The sequence below is a fragment of the Pseudoalteromonas sp. SS15 genome, assembly GCF_049257195.1.
Taxonomy (GTDB): Bacteria; Pseudomonadota; Gammaproteobacteria; order Enterobacterales; family Alteromonadaceae; genus Pseudoalteromonas.
The window spans coordinates 146,672-166,965 of the sequence record NZ_JBMMUD010000006.1 but is presented as its reverse complement, the minus strand read 5'-3'; the positions used below and the strand labels follow the sequence as shown (position 1 = coordinate 166,965).

Genomic DNA, 20,294 nt, shown 5'->3' with positions numbered 1-20,294 from the left:
ATCATTTAATCATTGTCAACAATTTAGGTAATAAAAATTCATCTAATTGTAACTATCTGTTACAAGTTACTTAACGAGCATTAAAGTGTTAATGATGAAAAGAAAGTTTGAATATATATTCAAATTTAGAGAATGGTCATTATCACTTAAAGAAAGAGATAATGACCGTTTAAAGACAAGATTTATTATTTAGCGAGTTCAGCCTGATATTCTTGCCAAAGTTTTTCGACCTTTTCGCCTGTCACATATTCAATGGCTGCGGCAAACGTCCAGTCAGGTAACTCAGTCGCCGTTGCATTAAATTGATGCTCAAACGCTTCATAACGTTTACTTAACCAAGATAAAAAGAAGCCCGTATTTGTGTAGCCGCCAAGCCAAGTATCTGAAGGCTCTGGGCTACGTGTCTTGTGAAAGCCCGCATTAATTCGAATTAAGTCAGCAACCCCTTCAATAAACGCATGGGTTTCTTCTGGTGTGCCCGTTGCTGATTGTGGGAATAACTGATAACCATGGGTCAGCTCATGCCAAAGCACACCCAATAACTCATAAGTGACTTGTTCATCAGGTTTATCGGCTAGTCTTTCGGTGATGTACTTACTGCTAAATGCGATTTCCATATTTGAATAATCACCCGCGCGATAAGCGAGCGTATCCATCCATTTTAGCCTAAATGTAACCTGCTCAAATTCAGGCACTTCAGTGAAATTTTTATACAACATAGGCACTAAGTCACGGGTGACTTCATTAATTGCTTCTTCGATATTTGGCAGCAATTTAATCAGTCTTTTCGCGCCAGCAGATTCAGTGTCTTCAAGTTTCACAACCACTTTAGGTAACTGTAAACCAGCCCACGGGCGATGAATATCCATGGCTTTAATGACATTTTTTTGTGTGATGCTGTCTGTACCTGTACTGTTTTTGGTTTTTAATGTAATCGAGTAACTGCCCGGTTTTGTAAAGCGTACTTTTACGTCATTACCCACATGCTTAATCTTTGCGCCAGGTATTATCCATTCGACATCATCAGGATCATTGTCACTGGTGTTAGTAATGGTGATTTCTTCATTTAGTCTTACAATGCGCTTATCAAGTTCAAATGATGCTAAGGGAAGGTCTGTTGCAGCAAACAAGCCTATATCGGCTACTTGCAAATAACTATCACCCCATTGTGTTGTTCCCTGTTGCTTTAACTCAAAACGCACGTGTTTCACTTTCTGGCTATTTGCCACTGTATAAGTTTTAGTCTGTGCTCTTGAATCAAAACTTTGCTCTGTTTGGCTGTCTAAGAGAAACCAATTTTTTCCATCAACAGAGCCTTTTACCTGCCAATGTTTAGGGTCTCGAGCTGGGGCATCCCCTGCTGATGTTAAAGAATATTGATGAATTTGAAACGCGTCTTTAAAGTCAATCTGCACCCAAGCTTGGGACTTATCAGACAAAAATTTACTGTGAATTGAGCTATCAAATAATTGTTCAACGGATTCATTTTCTACAAACGCAGGATGTTGTGCCTGTACAGTAAATGACTCCTTATCTGTAATATCATAAAGGACAATATCTTTTGCGAGTACTGCCTGCGAACACACTGCAGCTAAAAGCATTATCAAGTTATTTTTTTTAAACATAATCACATTCTTTAAGTTTCTAAATGAGACACACAATATTGGAACGTTCCATAAAAGCAAGCGTTTTGCGTTAAAAACACACACCTTTTATACTTTCCTAATAACACACACCACCTTTAGAGCATCTAAACTTATGAAAATTATATCAATATCTCTCTCTAGCTCACATCAATATTTTTTCATAATTAGAAACTGCTTTGCTGCACCTAAAGCTTGATGCTAATGTTAGGTCAGAGCTTTTATTGCATGGAAACTCAATATGAAAAGTGCCCCACTCGCCACAAATGAGAAGTTACGCATAAAAACCTTAGAAAGGTATGAAGTACTTGATACAGCAGCTGAGCAATGCTTTGACGATATCACCAAATTGGCATCTGTCATTTGTAACGCACCAATTTCATTAGTCAGCCTGGTTGATAACAATCGCCAATGGTTTAAATCTAAGGTTGGCCTTGATGCAGATGAGACAAGCCGAGAAATCGCATTTTGCTCACATGCAATTTTAGAAGATCACATTTTCGAAATTGAAGACGCACGAAATGACGAGCGTTTCTTTGATAACCCACTGGTAACCGACGGGCCCAAAATTCGTTTTTATGCTGGCGCTCCTTTATTAGCTCCGAATGGCGAAGCAATAGGTACGCTTTGCGCGATAAGTAACGAGCCACACAAGTTGACGGACGAGCAACGTTTAGCACTTCAAACACTCGCCAAACAAGTTATTGCGCAACTAGAGCTACGACTTAAAATAAAACAATTGAAAGAGACAAACCATGCAAAAGACGAGTTTTTGTCAACAATAAGCCACGAACTTCGTACTCCGCTCAATGCCATTACAGGTTTTAGCGAAATTTTAAAAGAGTCGGCCGACATAAAAGCTCTGCCAAAAAAGCAATATGAATTTATTGAAAACATAGAGTTTAGTAGTCACCAGCTACTCGAGATAGTCAACTCGGTGCTTGATTTAGAAAAAATTGATGCCGGAAAAATGGAACTAAAACCTCAGCCAGTAAGCCTTGATAAGTTATTTCAAAGCATAATGAACATGATGGCAAGTAAGGCGCAGCAGGGTGAGATAGAACTTAATTACGATATCGATAGTGGCCTTGTTACGCGTTTCTTTGATGTTGATAAAACAAAGTTAACGCAAATCATCGTAAATATAATAGGTAACGCAATTAAATTCACGCCTCAAAGCAAGCAAGTGAATGTTCGCTTTTATCTAAATAAAGATAAATTACACATAGAAGTTGCCGATCAAGGCATAGGTATCAGCAAAACCGATCAAGCCCTACTGTTTGATAAATTTAAACAAGTAGGAATGCATAGAAAAGAAGGTACAGGTTTGGGCCTTTGCATTTCTAAAGGGTTAGTCGAACTAATGAATGGCAGAATTCAGTTATCGAGTACGTTAGGTAAAGGCACCTTAGTTTCAATATCACTACCTGTTGACGAATGCGAGCAATGTACTGAACCTGAGCCAATCGAAGCAAAGAGCTTTGAAAAACTACACATTTGTGTTGTCGAAGATAATCCGCTCAATCAGATGTTAATTAAGGCAATGTTACAACAACTTGGTGGACAATATACGATTTTTGAAACTGCTGAGGCGTTATTTGAAATGTCGAGTCTAAACACATTTGATATCTTTTTACTTGATATTAATTTACCAGGAATGTCTGGTTTACAAGCATTAGAAAAGCTAAACGACTTACAATGTCAGCAGCCCAAAGTTGCTGTCACCGCTGATATTTTTCAAGAAAAAGAGCTCAGTTCACTTTTTGATTCAGTTATTACAAAACCCTATAAAAAGTCAGACTTAATTGACGTATTGAATCAACTAGTAACTTCTCCGCTTCCCTTATAAAAAACAATGGATGAATCACACCAACTTATACGTTTCTTATAAAGTGACTATTCATATAAGCTAAGATTTAGTTTATTTTCTCTATCGCAACAATTTCTGAACGATTCATAGTCACTTTGTAACGCTCTAACTGCTTGACCGAGTCTTCTCTGTTTGTAGTGTATTTTAAAACTAGATTTATCTGATAACGACGCTCAACTCCTTGCCCTGACACTTTATTACCTTCATGACTATAAAGTTTTCCCGCGCCTTTCTTTAAATAACGCGCAAATGAGCTTAAATTAAAAGAAATTCGCTGCTGAATTTCTTCGTAGCCAGGAATAAACTCTTGCTGTTTAACCTCGTTTTTACTGCAAAAGTGTAAAAGGGTTGCTGATTGCTTGTTTTGCTGACGGCGCTTTTGCAACAAGGCGTCGACATCTTCAGGGAGCTCTTTACTTTTTATTAATTCGAACCACACAGTTTGTCGCGCTACAACTTTGTCATCCACAGAATTTTTAAAAATATTTCGCCACTTTGGTCGACCATGCTGTATTTTGCGCCATGCCCATTGGGTGATTTCGTCTTTAAAGGTTTCGCGCAGGCCATAAATGACACCTAATAAAGCAATCAGGGCGATGGTGATTTCTTGAAAATTTGAACGGGCATTTAAAACCAAATACATCACAAAGGCCATGATGACGCCAGTTACTAAGCCGCGCACTAAACGTTTCAAATTTAAGTTTAAATCTTGCGTCTTTTTATTGAACACTACGCCATGTTCAATCAATCGTTGTAAAAGGCGCATTTTGTTGGTGATCCGATTTGGATCTTCAAGTGTCACTTGTGAATTGTAATTGTGCTTTTCTCTGTAAGCGGTTTCTTCTTTACAAAACGCTAAAATCTCATTTCTTTCACTACTAAATTCACTTGATTTTGGGCCTTTTGCTAAAAGTTTTAAAAATGCCTGCTCGCTGTGCCAACTTAAATAGTTATCGGCATTCTGAAAGTAAGGCTTTAGCGTTTGCTCTGGTGGCTTGTAACGACGCAATTTCTTTAATAACTTTTTAGCTTGTTCAACTAGCTCACCGGCAACGGGATAAAACTCATCGGCTTGCTTTAGTTTTAATGTGGCTTTTATATCCGCATCAAGTGCAATGCGGATTTGATATGAGAAAAGATTCAAATTCACCCTGTAGTCGCTTTTTTCCCCTTTATTTTGACTAATGTATCGGCTTCGAACTAAGGGTAAGTGAAGTTGTTCAGAGTAATAAGCACAGTGCGTTTTTATATGGGCGTTAAAAAAGTCTACTTCATTAAAGGTATCTTTATTTATTCCCATATCGGTCGGGATAGAAAAGTATAGGTCAAGCTGGCTGGCTTCTTTTGGGAGTAATTGAGTAACCAGTTTAAAAGATAAGCTTTCATCAGGGCTTAATTTGGTTTTAGTCATATAATAAACGGCCCTCTTATTGCTATACACGGTTACATTTCAAATATACCACATATCAGTAACTTACACTGTTCTATTTTATTGCTTTTGTGCATTCACCGCTTCTAAATAACGGCTTTCAATAAATTTCTTCTCTTTGACTAGATGCTTAATTTTGTGCTTTGCCTGCTCTAAATCTTTTTGTAGCGCTGCTACCTCAGCCGGTGACACATCGCCATCGGTTTGTAACGAGAGCTGATCAATTAACTGGTTTTGTTCTTCAATTTGGCGCTTGTAATTATTCAACATGGTTGCCATTTCAGACTCACTTTGACTCGCTGGCGCCATAGGCTCGCTGATCCACTCTTCTTTTTGCGCTCTCAATGCGATCACTTCATTTTGAAGTTTTTGATTGCTACTTTGCAGATCTTCGAACGAAGAGGTTTGTATTTCTAACTCTGTTTTGGCCACATTCAGTTTTTTAGCAGAGACATCTAAGTCCCCTTTTAACTTTCGGATCAGCTTATGAGAGCGGCTTAATTTCTTATTAAGATCATTAATCGAAGCCTGCTCTTCCTTGGTGATGTGATCAGCAGTTGAAGCACGAATTTGTGCCAATTGCTGCTCGAGTGCAACTTGTACCTGCACTAATTCAGAAATCGTTTTACTATGTTGATCAGAAAAGCGACTGGCTCGCTCAACGGAGTCTCTACACAATGCAACAAGTGCTTCATTATCAGCTCCCCCCTGTCCTCGTCCAGTCATTGATACTGCAAACTTTCTGAACTCTCTCAAAATAAGTAACAAAATATAGAACCAAGCTGCCAAAATCAGTAGCCCGAAATTCAAGGCTATATATTGATAGGCTTCGAGGGGAAAATTAAACGTCACATTGTCAGCCTCACAAGTATCCATATGACAAGTTTAGTTTTAATCAGAAATTCTGCCTATACTGAATAAAACTAATCTAATCAAGGGCACTATGTGAAGGTTCTGGTTGTCGATGACAGTTTAGCAACACGAGAAATCATCAAGCGTACTTTACAACAGTTTGAGTATCGCAAACTGTTTGTTCGCTGTGCACAAAGTGTGTCTGAAGCCTTGCAGCTATTAGATAGCTGGCACCCAGATATTGTGTTGACTGATTGGTATATGCCTGAACAAACCGGGCTTGAGCTACTCGAGGGCATTCGACGTAATGACAGCCAATTACCCGTTGGAGTGGTTTCTACCATAGATGAAAAAGAAAAAATACTTGAGGCCCAAAGTGCTGGCTGCAGTTTTTTCTTATCAAAACCCTTTACCGATGCACAGTTACATTCTCAACTACAACCAATCGTTGAAGCGCTAGAACAACAAGAATTTTTGACCGAGCAAGCTGTACCTTTAAAAGAGGGGTTACCCTTACCAAAAACGGAGCAACTTGAACGGTTAATGAAAAAGAATATCAGCGAAGATTTGATCCTTAAAGCAATACGTGCGCAGCAATTCGATGAATCAAAACTCCCTAGTGTAATGGCCGTTTATGCTGAACGAGGTACACAAAAAATAAGGGTGATCATGGTATTAGATATTTATGCTGTGTGTGTTTTAGCGAGTAGCTGTAAGATTATTGATAAAGCAGAGGCGCTAAAAGCAATACATCATAACGAAGTACACCCAGATATTATGCAGGCCTGTAAAGAAGCCTTAGACAAAACCGCGTATGCATTTTTAGATAACCAAAGCCGTATGAGTTTGTTTGTTAGAAGCTGTAAATTTGTTTCTAAAGCCCACCCTAAAATTGAACAAATTTATAATTACCCGCTCGATAGCCGCATGGATTTGAGTTGTGAGCGTGAAGGCATGGCGCAAGGTAAAATGCTGATTGTGGGCGTTTGATATCACTGCTCCCACAACCAGCCATTATTTGCTTTAAATTACATTAGATTAAGTTAGATATTATTAATATTTTCTAAGTAAGTTTCTGCTTGATTAAGTACCGCAGCCCTTTGCTCGTCTGTTTTCTTAAGCCAATTTTTAAATACCATGGCTGTACGCGGGTTGTTGCCCAGCTTTTCTTGGTTTCGATGCATAAAGTGCCAATACAGTGAATTTAATGGGCAGGCATTACTTCCCACTGTTTCAGTGACTTTGTAAGCACAACTAGAGCAATAGTCGCTCATCTTTTTCACATAGTTTCCACTTGCCGCATAAGCTTTAGAGCCGACAATCCCCCCATCAGCAAACTGGCTCATACCACGAGTGTTTGGCATTTCTACCCATTCGATCGCATCGATATACACGCCCAAATACCAGGCATCAACTTCATCGGGGTGAATACCTGCAATCAAACAGAAATTACCGGTGATCATTAATCGCTGAATATGATGCGCATAGGCGTGATCAAGTGATTGGCTAATTGCATGATGTTGACAATTCATTTTGGTATTCGCATCCCAAAACCAACTAGGCAGCGCACGCGTTGTGTCTAAGTGATTCAGTGTGGCGTAGTTCGGCATATTCGCCCAGTAAACGCCTCTGACGAACTCTCGCCAACCGAGTATTTGCCTGACAAAGCCTTCTATTTGCGCCAAGTTAATTTTGCCATTTGATTGTCGATAGTAATGGATTGCGGTATCAACTACCTGCTTGGGCGACAATATCTTACTGTTTAGAGCGAATGAAATGCGACTGTGATATAGGCTCCAACCCAGGTCTTCATCTAAGCCTTCTCCCAAGCCTTTTAATTGTCCCGTCATGGCATCTTGAAAACGGCCAAAATTAGGTAAGCAGACTTCACAAAAAAAGTTTAGAAGATCAACAGACTGCTTGCGATTTATGGGCCAGAGTAAGGTGTTATCACCTTTGCCCATGGTTTTTATGTTGTGCCGTGCGATCCGCTCGTTGATTTCAGTCACATCATTGGCAAATAACAGAGGTTGCGGCACATTACTTAAATCTTGTTTTTTAAGCTTTTCACGATTGTCTTTGTCATAATTCCATTGTCCACCTTCAGGCTCGCCATTTCGCATTAAGATATCGAAACGTGCGCGCATCGTACGATAAAAGTGCTCTAACCTGTGCTTTTTGTTGGCTTTAAAGTACTGCCCTAATTCTTGATCACTCACGTAGAAGTGCTCAGCTTCAAAGCCCATGGTTTTGATTTCTAGGCTTTGGCAAAACTCGCTGATTTGAGTACGAAGTCTCGCTTCATCAGCAAGCTGATACTCAAATTGCTGAATACCGAACTTTTGAATTAAGTGCGATAACAGCTCAGGCAAGCTTTTATACTCTGTAGTATCGTCCAAGGTTAGGTGCAAAACGTGAAACCCTGCTTGCTCTAAGCCTGCAGCAAACCCTTGCATAGCCGCAAAAAACGCCTGTACTTTTTGGATGTGGTGCACTGTGTAAGTAGCTTCTTGATGTAACTCGGCGATAACATACAATACAGACTCATTTTTATCTTGATACCAACTGTGACTGGCATTGAGTTGATCACCTAAAACTAATCTGAGCGTTTGATACTGATTATTCATACCAACTCCTTATCTTGTTTGCCTTTATTGCCCGCACAGCGTTTAGAGCAATACTTCACATTTTCCCAATCGCGCTGCCACTTTTTACGCCACGTAAAAGGTCGCTCACATACAAGGCATAGTTTGGTCGGTAATTGGCTTTTCTTCATGTTACATTTCATCTTCTGTTAATCGGGTCTGACATGGCGGGCGAGTAAGTGACCAACTTGAGCTCGTACTTCGGGGCGCTTTCGCCATTTCCACAATAAGTCTTGAGCTGCTTTGTAGCTTTTTGCCACATCAACAATGGGTTCTGGGTAATCTTTGCCATGCTCCACGCCATACATAAGTTGCTCCATTGGCGAAAGCTGCCACGGTTCGTGTACTAAAGGCGCGGGAATATTGGCAAGCTCAGGCAACCAACGTTTTACAAATTCACCGTCGGGGTCTTTTTCAAGACCTTGCTTGACTGGGCTATAAATGCGTATGGTATTAAAACCTGTTACCCCAGCCTGCATCTGCATTTGGCTGTAGTGAATACCCGGTTCAAAATCTAAGAACAGACTGGCCAAATAAGGGGCGCCTTCGCGCCAATCCACTTCGAGATGATGACATAAGAAGCTCACTAACATCGCCCGCATTCGAAAGTTGATATACCCGGTTGCAATTAAACAACGCATGCACGCATCAACCATGGGCACACCCGTTTTACCTTCTTGCCATGCAGTAAGTCGCTCAGCTGCGAGTGCTTTATCTGCGCGCGGTAAGTGTGTGTAGCCCAAATTCACAGGCTCAAACTCCATCGAGCTTTGACTTTCAAATTTTTGGATAAAATGACAGTGCCAATGCAATCGAGAAGTAAAAGCAACTAGGCTTCTGCGCCAACCTTTTTTTTGCCAGTTTTGTAACACCGCCTGATACGCTTGCCTTAAACTGATATTTCCCCACGCCAAATAAGGAGAGAGCCTAGAGCAATGAGTTTGACTCAATATAGGACTCGAAACACTGTAAGCATAAGCTTGCCCACGCGTGTCAAAAAAGGAATCTAAAACCTCTTTGGCAGCTTTTTCGCCACCTTGTTGGTACTCCCCGGCTTCTAAAAACCATTCAGGGTGTTCATCAATTGAAGCTTTTTTTACACTGTCTGCAAATTCTTTTTCAACACACCAATTAACTACATCAAGGTCTACATCAGCAATTTGGGCGCGCATGACTTTTTGCCAATACTCGTCCCAGGTTTTGCGATGTGTTAGCCCTCTTATCACTGCGCCGTATGGGGTTTCATGCCAAATAATGCCTGCATTTTCGCAGCAAGATGCAATCAGCTTATCTCGCTCAAAAGTGTTGTTTAAGCCTATTTCTTGATGAGAGTAGAGTCCGGCAATGGTGTATTTATCATGCAGCTCTGCAAAAGTGTGCTGAACGTCTTTAAAACTGATATAGAGCGAACCTTCTGGCACGCGTGCAGCTATGTCTTTTAGAGATGACAAAACAAACTGCCAGTGCCGCGGTTTGTAATGCGGATCATCAAGCAGCATGGGCTCAAAGCAATACACTAACAAAACAGCATGACCTGACTGCGCGGCTTTAAGTAAAGGCTCGTGATCAGTGAGCCGTAAATCTCGTTTTAACCAAACGACTGAAATCGCCATAAACTATTGTGCACGCGTATCAACAGGCCAATCAGCGGCATCAACCGAGTCCAATGGTTGAAAATCTTGCTTACCAAGCCAATGATTAATAAAGACATCATGGGGGTCATACTGGGCATGCTGTTTTTCGATATTGAAGTGACGACCACCTCGGGGATCTGCACCCACGCCTGCAATGTACTGCCAGTTGCCCCAGTTAGATGCCACATCATAATCGAGTAATTTTTGCTGAAAATAAGCCGCACCATAACGCCAATCAAGACACAGTTCGTTTACTAAACAGCTAGCCACGATTTGTCTACCTCGGTTAGACATAAACCCAGTCTGATTAAGTTGCTTCATACAGGCATTGACCAGAGGGTATGGGGTTTCGCCTTCACACCATTTTTTAAATCGTTCAGGGAAAAAGCTTGTTAACGGCTTACTATTCGCTTGCCCTTTAAATGAAAACAGGCTTTCACCTTGATAAAGCGCCAGCCACTGAAAGTACTCTCGCCATAACAACTCAAATTTAATCCAATAGGTTGATTCATTCTTGGTCACATTAGATTCATACTGCTCAACCGCATGCCACACTTGCCGAGGTGACAAGCTACCTTGCGCAAGATAAGGGCTAAATTTAGTTGAAAGTTGCCAGCCATCGAGTTCGTTCCGGGTTTCTTTATACGTGCTTGGTGCCGTTGAATCAAAGTAACTTTTTAAGTGTGCTGATGCTGCATACTCACCACCATGAAATAATGACTCGGCAACGCTTTCATCATTTAGCCCTTCACTTTGCAAAATGTCGCCAATCACCTGCTCTGTACTCATAAAATCTAATGCCGTTTTAGTCGCTGGCGGAAACAGCTCATTCAGTGTTAAGGGCTCGGCAATCTCAGAAGTTTTTTGTTTTTCGACAAAACGGCGATATTTTGAAAAGCTATCAAGGTAGGCCGGATGGCTTAAAACTTCCGTGTCATGCCAAAGGGTGTGTTGCCAAGCACTGTGCAGCCTAATGGAGGTGTTCTGCTCAATCTCTTTGAGCCATTGCCTTTCATACACACCAACCTGATGCGCCACGGCTAAAGTATTGACTTGTAGCTTCTCACATAAATTACTAATAGCTGAAACAGGGTTGCCTTTAAGAAGTATTAAGTTATGCCCTCTGGCGGCAAGTTGAAGTGCCAAATTTGAAATTGCTTGTAAGGTAAAAACAAGACGCTGCTTGCCCATTGCACGTTGCTGAAAGTTGTTCGCTTTGAAGTCTGACTCATTCAATATATAAACAAACGACATTTCATCTGAAAAATCACACACATTATTCAGCAATAGATTATCTTGTAACCTTAAATCGTGAGTGAACCAATATAGCGTGTTTATCTTTAGCAAAGTATTTATCCAGTGTAAGTATGCGCCTATTTTAATTACGATAGGTTCCGCTCATAAGTTCACTATCAGAACGAAATTAGGACAAATAATGAAAGCTACGATTAGCTGCGATGTGCATGATTATTTTGAGATTGTCTGTATGAGGAAAAGTCAGATCACCATCACATTACACTCAGGTCAAAAAATATCAGGCGAAGCAAGTAATATAATCACGAATAACAAAAGAGAAGAGCAGATTACCATTATTAATGAAAGGCTTACCACTGCAATAAAGTTAACAGATATTGCTAAATTAGAAGCTCATGATAATCTTGTACCCGAACATAACTTCATTACAAATATAAGTTCACCAGAAAAGTAATTAATTTAGTTAAGTAGTTACTAAGTTTTAAGTTAAGGATAATTATGTCATCAAAAATATGGGGGATTTGCCTTGTTTCTTGCGCGGTCTCGTTTAGTGCGGGGTTTTATTTAAAAGGGTCTCAGGTAGCTATAAACGACTCTAGCAAATTAAACAATTTAAATGGAACTGTTTCACAACAATCCCCTTCAGAACAAGGGGTGAAATCATACGAAAAAACAAAACTTCACACCACAAATCAGAACTTATTCACTAAAAAAGTCGTACTTGATAAGGTTGACGACTTTTTGATTCGTAATAAAAACATTCACGATTTAAACATTACAAACAAAATGGTTGCGCCTTTTTATCAACTACTTTCAGAGCTAGACGAATACCAGTTGCAGCAAAAAGCAGAAGATTTAGTTGATCAGTTACCAAACTACGCAGCGTCTCGTCTACTTATTATTACACTTGAAACACTCGCAGAGTTACAACCTCAAAAAGCCCTTGAAATATCAATGAGTATAAGTGACGAACACTATGACAAATTCGCAAATATACAGTCAGTTTTTTCAATATGGAGTGCCTCTGCTCCAGAGGAGGCACTCGAGTGGTACGCTTCCGAAGACTTTAGTCAAACTCAATATGAACATTTAGCAAAAGATATTTTATCAACCACAGTGCTTAATCATCTCTATAATGAAAATAAACCTCTAGCGTTAACTAAAGTCTCCGAGCTATTACAGCAAAATAAATTAACCGCTTTTTCCATGGAAAGATTATCTGAAAGTATTAATCAATCTAATGAATTTAGATCTTTATTAGATGTGCTTAGTGTTTCGCAATATCACGACCGCGGTATGGTAGAGGTTACAGCACAATGGTTTGAAAAAGCACCTCAAGATGCAGCAGCTTGGGTCAATATGTTGGATGAAGAGCAAAAGTCTCCGCGTTTATTCAATCTCGCTCTAAAGAATTGGATCAAGTCAGAACCCAAATATGCATCTGATTGGTATATCAAACAATTTGACGAACAACAGCAGAGCGAAGCAATTTCCAAAGCCGCAACGTATTTTGCTAGAGAAGACCCTAAATCAGCTTTAGAATGGGTTGAAAGTTTAAACATGACAAACTCTCAAAATGCAATATATAACATTCTAAAAAATGCTAGTTATCATTATCCTGATTTTGTGATCGCAAACCTAGATAGGGTACATGACACAAAAAGTAAATTGTCTGCTTTCCAAGATGCTATTTACTCTATTTATTTGAGCAACCCAGACAAAGCTCAAAAGCTTATAGACGCCTCTGAACATAAAGAAGCTTTAGAAGTATATATACACAAGTTAAATCAATCATAAGGAGGGAAATTGGTTTAATCACTATTCTCTTTTTAGATCAATTAACTGTGTAAACCGGTGAATCATTAAACCAAGCATCAACGCGCGCAATCAACATAGGGTTATCGCTGTGATTGGCGATAACCTGAGCCTTTTTAGCAAACTGCTCCGCTTTGCTTTGCAATAACTGGCTTCTTGCAATATCAGCCCTAGCTAATAATACCCAAATCTGGTTTGCAGGTGCTTGTGAGTGAGTCGCGATTTCAAATGCTTGTTGTAAATATTGCTCAGCAAGCGCATTATTTTGCTGCGCATTTGACACCTTTGCTAATTCAATTAATGCCGCAGTTTGACCATAATCACCTTGAAACTGCTTATGATATTGCAGTGCCGCAGTGAGATGGTGTGCAGAGTCGCTAAACTCACCTTGCAAACGCTTGATTTTGCCAAGCTCTTCATGAGAATACGCAATAAATAACTCATCGTTTTGCTGCTCAGCCAATTGTTTCGCTTGTTCAACATACTGCTCAGCACTGAGCAATTCGTTTTCTCTGTCGGTTTGCTGTGGCCAATTTATTTGCAAATATCCAATCATTAAATAAGCGCGCAATAACTCTCTACCTTGCTCTCCTTGAGTTTGAGCCAGATTAATACTGTCTTTAAGCAACGCTATCGCCTCTGTAATTTGCCCTGAGTTTGCATAGCTCGCAGCCAAATAACGTTTGGCCGCCAATAAATCTGGCTCTGTACTTAACGCAGTTTGCAACAAGGGTTTTGCAGCAACGAAATCTTGCTCTAAATATTTTGCAACACCTCTAGCAAAGGCCTCATTACTAAATTGGCTGATGCTTTTATCATTACCTGAGGGCTGATATTCATCGAAGCGAATTGCTATTTTGCTCACTAATTGATTGAACGCGTCATCAACAGAGGATGCGAACTCAATACCTTGCTCCACACCAAATGGCGTTTGTAATTGATAATGCAATTGGAAATCTTCAGGGAAACCCGTCAAACGAGTGGCAACGATTAGATCAGCTTCTAACTTCTCTTGAATGGGATAAAGCGCCCCCCTTTGATAAGCTCTGCGCTGCTCGGCGTTCAGCCTTTCTATCGCGAAAAGTACATGTTCGCTCTCAATGACCGCTAATTGACTTGATTGACTTAGACCTAGTGTGAGTTGCTCTTGACCACGCAGTGGCACCCAATTGTGAACGCTGTCTTGCACATCATTCTTCACAGGTAAAAATGCCACTTTTAGAGGCGGCTCTGAACGAATAAATAAAAACACAAACACCATTATCAGCAACAGAAAAACGGCGATTGACGCGCCAATCCACACTTTACTTTTATCTATGACTGGCCGAGTTTTAATTCTAGCTTGTGGATTAATAGACTGAATTGGCTCTGACTGTAATGATTCAGGTAATAAAGGCGCAACCCACTGGTAGCCTTTGCGTGAATAGGTTTTTATTACATTGGCACCGAGTAAGTCTCGGATCTCTTTAATAGATTGTGTTAGCACTTGGTCTTGGACAACAACATCATCCCAAACGGCGTTTATGACCGCCTGCTTACTGACAATATCGCTTTTATGTTCAATAAGGTAATTAAGGACTTGTAAGGTTTTTGCGCGAATAGAATGTTCAGAGTCAACGCTGCTAACTATCCCTGTTACTGTATCTAACACTTTGTCGTCTATCTGAAATCGCATGACATTCTATGGCATTATTTTTAGTTTTTCTGTTTTAGTAGTCTGCTATATCAACTCAAAAGTAGCAAGTTTATGAGGTTGGGAAAGTATTCATAAACTTGCTAGTAAAGTTAAAGTATTAACCTGAGCTTTGGTTAAGGGGTTTACTAAAGTGTTGATCTTGAATTGATAAGTATTTTTCAAGTCTGCAGCCGGAAACTTTCAGGGATAACAAGACGAATTTACGCGTCAATAGCTAGCCTATTGCAAGTAAATTCAACGTAGTTAGCGTTGAAAGTAGCCGCTGGAGATAAATTTATTATCCATAGCTCAGGTTAAATTAATAATATCTTAGGTCATCGACTTTGCCCCAAAACACGCGATACGAATAAGCGGTGTAAGCCAAGATTGTTGGTACCACAAGTAAAGCCCCCCAGAGTAAAAAGGCCAATGATTCAGCTGCCGCCACTGCCTGCCAAATAGTAAGGTGATTTGGTACTATGTCTGGGAAGAAGCTAATTGCTAACCCCAAGAATGACAGAGTAAAAATAGTCACGCTCAAGATAAACGGGTGATGTGCTTTATTATCAGGCTGGGTTGTTAGCTGCGATAGCTTTCGAGCAATTAATACAAAGCAACTAAAACAGATAATCGGCAACGGTAATAGCAGCAACATGCTCGGCCAGCTAAACCACTTCAAGAAAATCTCAGGCGACAACCATAAATTTGCGCCTGACACGAGGGCAATACCCACTAATGCAATATACACACAGCGCTTGCAGACGTTTATTGCATATTGCTGCAACTCACCTTCGGTTTTCATCACCAACCAAGCTGCACCAATTAGGGTATAAGCAGCAGCAACACCGACCGCACTCAAAAGTGCAAAACCATAAGACCAAGCAGACTCATCAAAGCCCATCACATAGCGACCTAACATGTAGCCCTGCGATGTCGCTGCCAACAGTGACCCAAACTTAAAGGCCAAGTCCCATGCATTCTTATGGTCGACAATGGCTTTAGCTCTGAAATCAAACGCAACGCCACGCAAAATCAAGCCAATCAGCATAAAAGTACAGGGAATATACAGCGCTTTTAGCACCAAACTATGCGCAGTCGGAAATGCAATCAGTAGCAACCCAATTGCCAAAACTAACCAGGTTTCATTGGCATCCCAAAATGGGCCTATTGAAGCGATCATTTTATCGGCATCATGATCGTTGTTGGTAGGTAATAAAATACCGACTCCCAAGTCATAGCCGTCCAAAATGGCATATAGCAGCACAGCTAATGCCATTAACGCTGCGTAAATAATTGCTAAGGTATCTTGTTCAAACATGCGCAGACTCCTTAATTTCAATACTTGAACGTTTTTTGCCTACATGCTCTTGTTGAGATATTTCTTCAATAAGCACCGCTTTTCTCGCCATCAAAAATACCGTGTGTAAATAAGCGACCAATAAAAACGCATACACGGTTAGATACATCACTAAGCTAAACCCGACATTGGCTGGTGCAATGGTGGTTGCAGCTTGATCGACGGTTAAAACACCGCTAACAATAAACGGCTGACGGCCAATCTCAGTGACATACCAGCCTGCAAGCGTTGCCACCCAACCAGAGAAACTCATTGCTACTAAAGTTCGTAGTAACCAATTTGGTAAAGCGTTATTCTTATAAAGCTTAAATGCGGCAAACCAAGCAACTGCAATCATGAGTAAACCAAGCCCCACCATGACTCTGAAACTAAAGAACACAGGTTTTACAGGTGGGTGCTCACCTTTAAATTCATTTAAGCCTTTTATTTCGCCATCAAGTTGATGGGTTAAGATTAAACTCGCCAAATTTGGCACAGCGAGTTCAAAATGATTTGTTCTCTGCTCTTCGTCTGGAATAGCGAATAACAATAAAGGGGCGCCTTCTGTGGTTTCCCACACACCTTCCATCGCTGCGACTTTTTGTGGTTGATGTTCAAACGTATTGAGACCATGTAAATCACCTACATAGGCTTGTAACGGTGCCAATACGGCTGCCACAACCAGCGCAACTTTAAGTGTGAGCCTTGGCGCTTTTTTATCATCGCCTCGCAGCAATCGATAGCTACTGATCCCTGCAATTAAAAAGCTCGCGGTAAGACCTGATGCAATCAACTTGTGCGTAAAACGATAAGGAAAGGAAGGGTTAAAAATGATCGCCCACCAATCGGTCGGATAAGCAATGCCATCTCGCATTTCAAAGCCAACAGGCGTTTGCATCCAAGAGTTAAGGCTTAAGATCCAAAATGCCGACAAAGTTGTGCCAATCGCTACAACAAAACAGGCGATGGTATGCACGCGAACAGGCACCTTATTTATACCAAACAACATGATCCCTAAGAAGGTTGCTTCTAAAAAGAACGCGGTTAGCACTTCGTAGCCAAGTAATGGCCCTGCAATATTGCCCACTTTTTCCATAAAGCCCGGCCAGTTCGTACCGAATTGAAAAGACATGGTGATGCCACTCACAACACCTAGTGCAAAAGTCAGCGCAAAAATTTTTACCCAGAAACGATAGGCTCGCATCCAAACCGCATCGCCAGTTTGTTCAAACCTGACTTTAAAGAATACGAGGAACCATCCTAACGCGATGGTTATAGTAGGAAATAAAATATGAAAACTGATATTTGCCGCAAACTGAATTCGCGACAGCATTAATGTATCTAACATGTTCCCCTCCGAACACGACCCAAGCACGCCTTAGTTGCAATCTTCCTCAACTAAGATTTTAAACTTTCAATAATTACTGAAACTTTAAAATATACTAAACACTAAATTGACTCAGATCAATTAATATCCCGGTTTTATTTTGAACAAATTGAGATAGCTCAGAAAATTCCTGTGTTAAGAGAGAGTGAAAAATGACATGATGAGCAAATACTATTAAAACGCTTAGGTCGTGCGCTTTGAAAACGTTACGCTTTTTTCTTTATATCTTTCTATCAATCACCGCCGTGGTTGCAAATGCAAATATTCTCTCTATTGAGCAAACGCCAAGCTTTGTTTTAACTGATAATGTTCAAGATGTTGATGGGTTAAATAACCCGAGAGACATCGCATTAAGCAAAGATAAGAAATGGGTATTTGTTGCCAGTGCCGATGATAACTCGCTTTCGGTATTTAAGGTGAACTCTGACTTGTCGCTTTCACATCAGCAAACAATTAAAAGCAGTGACGAAGTTAAACTCGAGGGCGCACTTTCTGTGGTGAGTGACGACAGCGGCCAAAACATTTATGTATTAAGTTATTACCACAGCGCACTGTTACACTTTAGCTTTTCTGAAAAAACAGGATTAGCGTTACAACATACCTTGTCTGACAATCTGCCTTTTGCACAAGTATTTAAACAACCTGAAACCATCAAACCAGAACAAGATACGGTTGGGCTCTTAGGTGGTTATGAGCTAGCAATTAACCACAACACCAATCAATTGTTTATCGCTGCAACCGTCAGCCATGGTGTTAGTGTATTTAACTTGAATCAAGATGGTAAACCAATCCTGTCTCAACGAATTCATACAAACAAAGATGCAGCCCTTTCAGGTGCAGTTTCTGTGACAACCAATAATACAGGCCAATTTTTGGCTGTCGCAGGGGTGAATGGTAAAGCCGTATCTATGTACAAACGTAATAAAGCTGGGAAATTTCACTTTTATCAAACTCTAAAGCACCCATTTGATATGCCGATTTCTGTGACTTTTGCTGGAAACGGGCACTACCTCATTGCGGTCGATGCTATAAACAACGATATTGTGTTGGCTCGCAAAAACCATGAACAAGCATTTGAAGTTGTAAAAGTGGTTAGTAAAGACGAACATAATATCGAGGGTTTGAATAAAGTAACGCTATCTAGAAATCAAAGCGCCATTTTAACTTTCTCAGAGCAAAGCCATCGCATTGATGAATTTCAGATAAACGAAGCTTCACTAAAGCACTCAAAAAGCCTTACTCCAAGCGGGCTACAATCAGCCACCGCACTTGAATTTATTAACTCAACGCATGTTGTGTCAACTTGGGCTAAATCTGATGCAATCGCGGTGTTTAAATTAAATACCGAATCATTAATGCACTAAAAAGGCAACTAACGTTGCCTTTTTAACATATCTAATCTTAACTCAGGTTAAAATTAAAAGTTATAACGGATATTTAAACCGGTATTTTTGTAATCGTTTGCATTTCTGTGAGCAAAGTTTAGTGTGAAGTTCTCTGCAAAAGTATAGTTTAGCTGTACTTGATATACTGCATTATCTTCTGATAAATACTCAAAATCCAAATGCTCATACCCTACACCAACAAGCATATTTAAGGCTTTGTTAAACGCAAAGTGATAATTGGCTTCTAAACCATATATTGTTGCGTCGTAAGAACTTTTATCAATACCTCCACTATATGAATATTCAATTTCTGTTTTTAATTTTCCAAAGTAGGGAGATACTTCAATAATTTTATCTTCCTCTAAGTACGTTAGATAACCAAAACCTGCATACAACTGACTCAGCTCATAATCATCATTATCATCTGAGTCTGTTGTTACTATATAACTGGCTTTGATTAAAAACTTCTCTTCCAATTGTTTACTGAACTTTAGCCCCACACCTTTTGGATCAAATCTAGAGTCATCAAACGATATAGTGGCGTAGCCTGCCTCAACATAATCAAAGTTAATGTTGCTTGCAAAAGCTGAAGAAGAGATTAGCGAAGTTGCTAGAAGAATTGCGCGAATTTTCATTTTTTCCCTTATATTCCATTCCTAAAAATTCGTCGCAATTTTAATGACTTACTCTGCATAGTGTAAGCCTTCTATGTAATATATTGTAAACAAATTAACGACAGGTAAAGCTCATCACCAATTCATAAGGTTGACCCATTGAATCTTCAGCGATACCACCGCCTATCGACATCGCTGCGCCTACATCATCAACTGCATTTTCACCTAGTACCCAAAGCACTGTGCCCGCTGTCTCTACAGCGCTGGCGATATTTAAATTCTGTAAATATTCTTCTTCAGGCATGCTGCCAACATAAGTAATGTTTTCATTCAGTACGTAGGCTTTCTTGTCTTGCTCGTCACAAAAGTGCTTAGACTGTTTTAATGCTTCATTACCTGCTTCAGATTTTGTTTGTGCCGTGAGCTTCACATAATGCTCACCACTGTCTGAAGGACGCACATTGTTGTGGTGCGCACACGCGGTTAATAGAGTCGCTAAAGAAAGTGAGATTAGTGTTTTCGCTGCATTCATCGTAAGTGCCTAAGGTGTTTGTTTTGATGAGTCTAAGTTAGCGCGATTACCTGTGAGAGTCCGTCAAATGTCGTGAGAAGTTGTAGAAAAGTGTAAAAAGACTAAACGCTCAAATAAAAAATAAAACCATCATATTTCCGGTATTCATAAATAGTTTATGCAAAAAACCTCAATTATGCTCCCTGCTCGTTTTTATTTATTTCTTTGTTTAGATTCCCTTCTC

At 40.1% G+C, this 20,294-nt stretch carries 17 protein-coding genes; 5 read left to right on the top strand and 12 right to left on the bottom strand.

Annotated features, from left to right (window positions below):
- Window positions 1–185: 185 nt before the first annotated feature.
- On the bottom strand, window positions 186–1,625 hold the full coding sequence (locus AAEU28_RS13915; protein ID WP_421964683.1) for a basic secretory protein-like protein: 1,440 nt from the start codon (window positions 1,623–1,625) through the stop codon (window positions 186–188).
- 259 nt (window positions 1,626–1,884) lie between these two features.
- Here AAEU28_RS13915 and AAEU28_RS13910 point away from each other — a divergent pair, with 259 nt between their 5' ends.
- Window positions 1,885–3,492, top strand: a complete 1,608-nt coding sequence (locus AAEU28_RS13910; protein ID WP_421964682.1) for an ATP-binding protein — start codon at window positions 1,885–1,887, stop codon at window positions 3,490–3,492.
- A 67-nt stretch (window positions 3,493–3,559) separates the two neighbouring features.
- Here the strand turns inward: AAEU28_RS13910 and AAEU28_RS13905 are convergent, their stop codons facing one another.
- Window positions 3,560–4,924, bottom strand: a complete 1,365-nt coding sequence (locus AAEU28_RS13905; protein WP_421964681.1) for a hypothetical protein — start codon at window positions 4,922–4,924, stop codon at window positions 3,560–3,562.
- Between the two features lie 78 nt (window positions 4,925–5,002).
- On the bottom strand, window positions 5,003–5,794 hold the full coding sequence (locus AAEU28_RS13900; RefSeq protein WP_240722013.1) for a chromosome partitioning protein ParA: 792 nt from the start codon (window positions 5,792–5,794) through the stop codon (window positions 5,003–5,005).
- Between the two features lie 93 nt (window positions 5,795–5,887).
- Between AAEU28_RS13900 and AAEU28_RS13895 the strand changes: the two genes are divergently transcribed.
- Complete coding sequence (locus tag AAEU28_RS13895) at window positions 5,888–6,784, top strand: response regulator (RefSeq protein ID WP_421964680.1); 897 nt, start codon at window positions 5,888–5,890, stop codon at window positions 6,782–6,784.
- A gap of 53 nt (window positions 6,785–6,837) precedes the next feature.
- Here AAEU28_RS13895 and AAEU28_RS13890 read toward each other — a convergent pair whose 3' ends face one another.
- From AAEU28_RS13890 to AAEU28_RS13875, 4 genes are read right to left on the bottom strand one after another with little or no spacing between them, the layout of a single operon-like run.
- Window positions 6,838–8,421 carry a cryptochrome/photolyase family protein gene (locus tag AAEU28_RS13890; protein ID WP_421964679.1) on the bottom strand — a complete coding sequence of 528 codons (1,584 nt, stop codon included), beginning with the start codon at window positions 8,419–8,421 and terminating at the stop codon, window positions 6,838–6,840.
- Complete coding sequence (locus tag AAEU28_RS13885; protein ID WP_421964678.1) at window positions 8,418–8,570, bottom strand: DUF2256 domain-containing protein; 153 nt, start codon at window positions 8,568–8,570, stop codon at window positions 8,418–8,420. Before AAEU28_RS13885 ends, AAEU28_RS13890 begins: the two co-directional genes overlap by 4 nt.
- A gap of 18 nt (window positions 8,571–8,588) precedes the next feature.
- On the bottom strand, window positions 8,589–10,052 hold the full coding sequence (locus AAEU28_RS13880; protein ID WP_421964677.1) for a deoxyribodipyrimidine photo-lyase/cryptochrome family protein: 1,464 nt from the start codon (window positions 10,050–10,052) through the stop codon (window positions 8,589–8,591).
- Between the two features lie 3 nt (window positions 10,053–10,055).
- Complete coding sequence (locus tag AAEU28_RS13875; RefSeq protein WP_421964676.1) at window positions 10,056–11,420, bottom strand: DASH family cryptochrome; 1,365 nt, start codon at window positions 11,418–11,420, stop codon at window positions 10,056–10,058.
- An 88-nt stretch (window positions 11,421–11,508) separates the two neighbouring features.
- On the opposite strand from AAEU28_RS13875, the gene AAEU28_RS13870 reads away from it, so the two are divergent.
- Entirely contained in the window at window positions 11,509–11,781 is a 273-nt protein-coding gene (locus AAEU28_RS13870) for a Rho-binding antiterminator (protein ID WP_421964675.1), read from the top strand.
- 44 nt (window positions 11,782–11,825) lie between these two features.
- Window positions 11,826–13,124 (top strand): hypothetical protein, encoded by a 1,299-nt coding sequence (locus tag AAEU28_RS13865; protein ID WP_421964674.1) that lies wholly within the window; start codon window positions 11,826–11,828, stop codon window positions 13,122–13,124.
- 37 nt (window positions 13,125–13,161) lie between these two features.
- On the opposite strand, the gene AAEU28_RS13860 is transcribed toward AAEU28_RS13865, so the two are convergent.
- From AAEU28_RS13860 to AAEU28_RS13850, 3 genes are all read right to left on the bottom strand, one after another.
- On the bottom strand, window positions 13,162–14,817 hold the full coding sequence (locus AAEU28_RS13860) for a winged helix-turn-helix domain-containing protein (protein WP_421964673.1): 1,656 nt from the start codon (window positions 14,815–14,817) through the stop codon (window positions 13,162–13,164).
- 319 nt (window positions 14,818–15,136) lie between these two features.
- Window positions 15,137–16,135 (bottom strand): cytochrome d ubiquinol oxidase subunit II, encoded by a 999-nt coding sequence (locus tag AAEU28_RS13855; protein ID WP_421964672.1) that lies wholly within the window; start codon window positions 16,133–16,135, stop codon window positions 15,137–15,139.
- Window positions 16,128–17,501 (bottom strand): cytochrome ubiquinol oxidase subunit I, encoded by a 1,374-nt coding sequence (locus tag AAEU28_RS13850; protein WP_421964671.1) that lies wholly within the window; start codon window positions 17,499–17,501, stop codon window positions 16,128–16,130. The genes AAEU28_RS13855 and AAEU28_RS13850 overlap by 8 nt, the downstream gene beginning before the upstream one ends.
- A gap of 236 nt (window positions 17,502–17,737) precedes the next feature.
- Between AAEU28_RS13850 and AAEU28_RS13845 the strand changes: the two genes are divergently transcribed.
- Window positions 17,738–18,904, top strand: coding sequence for a hypothetical protein (locus tag AAEU28_RS13845; protein WP_421964670.1), 1,167 nt, complete (start codon window positions 17,738–17,740; stop codon window positions 18,902–18,904).
- A gap of 53 nt (window positions 18,905–18,957) precedes the next feature.
- Here AAEU28_RS13845 and AAEU28_RS13840 read toward each other — a convergent pair whose 3' ends face one another.
- Both AAEU28_RS13840 and AAEU28_RS13835 read right to left on the bottom strand, forming a co-directional pair.
- Window positions 18,958–19,560, bottom strand: coding sequence for a hypothetical protein (locus tag AAEU28_RS13840; RefSeq protein WP_421964669.1), 603 nt, complete (start codon window positions 19,558–19,560; stop codon window positions 18,958–18,960).
- 94 nt (window positions 19,561–19,654) lie between these two features.
- The gene (locus AAEU28_RS13835) at window positions 19,655–20,071 is read right to left on the bottom strand and encodes a hypothetical protein (protein ID WP_138560060.1); all 417 of its coding nucleotides are present in this window, start codon (window positions 20,069–20,071) and stop codon (window positions 19,655–19,657) included.
- Window positions 20,072–20,294: the final 223 nt, after the last annotated feature.

Excerpts from the sequence above, each read along its gene's own strand:
- AAEU28_RS13860 (WP_421964673.1), bottom strand. The coding sequence starts at position 14,817 with ATGCGATTTCAGATAGACGACAAAGTGTTAGATACAGTAACAGGGATA.
- AAEU28_RS13870 (WP_421964675.1), top strand. The coding sequence starts at position 11,509 with ATGAAAGCTACGATTAGCTGCGATGTGCATGATTATTTTGAGATTGTC.
- AAEU28_RS13880 (WP_421964677.1), bottom strand. The coding sequence starts at position 10,052 with ATGGCGATTTCAGTCGTTTGGTTAAAACGAGATTTACGGCTCACTGAT.
- AAEU28_RS13865 (WP_421964674.1), top strand. The coding sequence starts at position 11,826 with ATGTCATCAAAAATATGGGGGATTTGCCTTGTTTCTTGCGCGGTCTCG.
- AAEU28_RS13890 (WP_421964679.1), bottom strand. The coding sequence starts at position 8,421 with ATGAATAATCAGTATCAAACGCTCAGATTAGTTTTAGGTGATCAACTC.
- AAEU28_RS13915 (WP_421964683.1), bottom strand. The coding sequence starts at position 1,625 with ATGTTTAAAAAAAATAACTTGATAATGCTTTTAGCTGCAGTGTGTTCG.
- AAEU28_RS13905 (WP_421964681.1), bottom strand. The coding sequence starts at position 4,924 with ATGACTAAAACCAAATTAAGCCCTGATGAAAGCTTATCTTTTAAACTG.
- AAEU28_RS13910 (WP_421964682.1), top strand. The coding sequence starts at position 1,885 with ATGAAAAGTGCCCCACTCGCCACAAATGAGAAGTTACGCATAAAAACC.
- AAEU28_RS13835 (WP_138560060.1), bottom strand. The coding sequence starts at position 20,071 with ATGAATGCAGCGAAAACACTAATCTCACTTTCTTTAGCGACTCTATTA.
- AAEU28_RS13855 (WP_421964672.1), bottom strand. The coding sequence starts at position 16,135 with ATGTTTGAACAAGATACCTTAGCAATTATTTACGCAGCGTTAATGGCA.
- AAEU28_RS13885 (WP_421964678.1), bottom strand. The coding sequence starts at position 8,570 with ATGAAGAAAAGCCAATTACCGACCAAACTATGCCTTGTATGTGAGCGA.
- AAEU28_RS13850 (WP_421964671.1), bottom strand. The coding sequence starts at position 17,501 with ATGTTAGATACATTAATGCTGTCGCGAATTCAGTTTGCGGCAAATATC.
- AAEU28_RS13840 (WP_421964669.1), bottom strand. The coding sequence starts at position 19,560 with ATGAAAATTCGCGCAATTCTTCTAGCAACTTCGCTAATCTCTTCTTCA.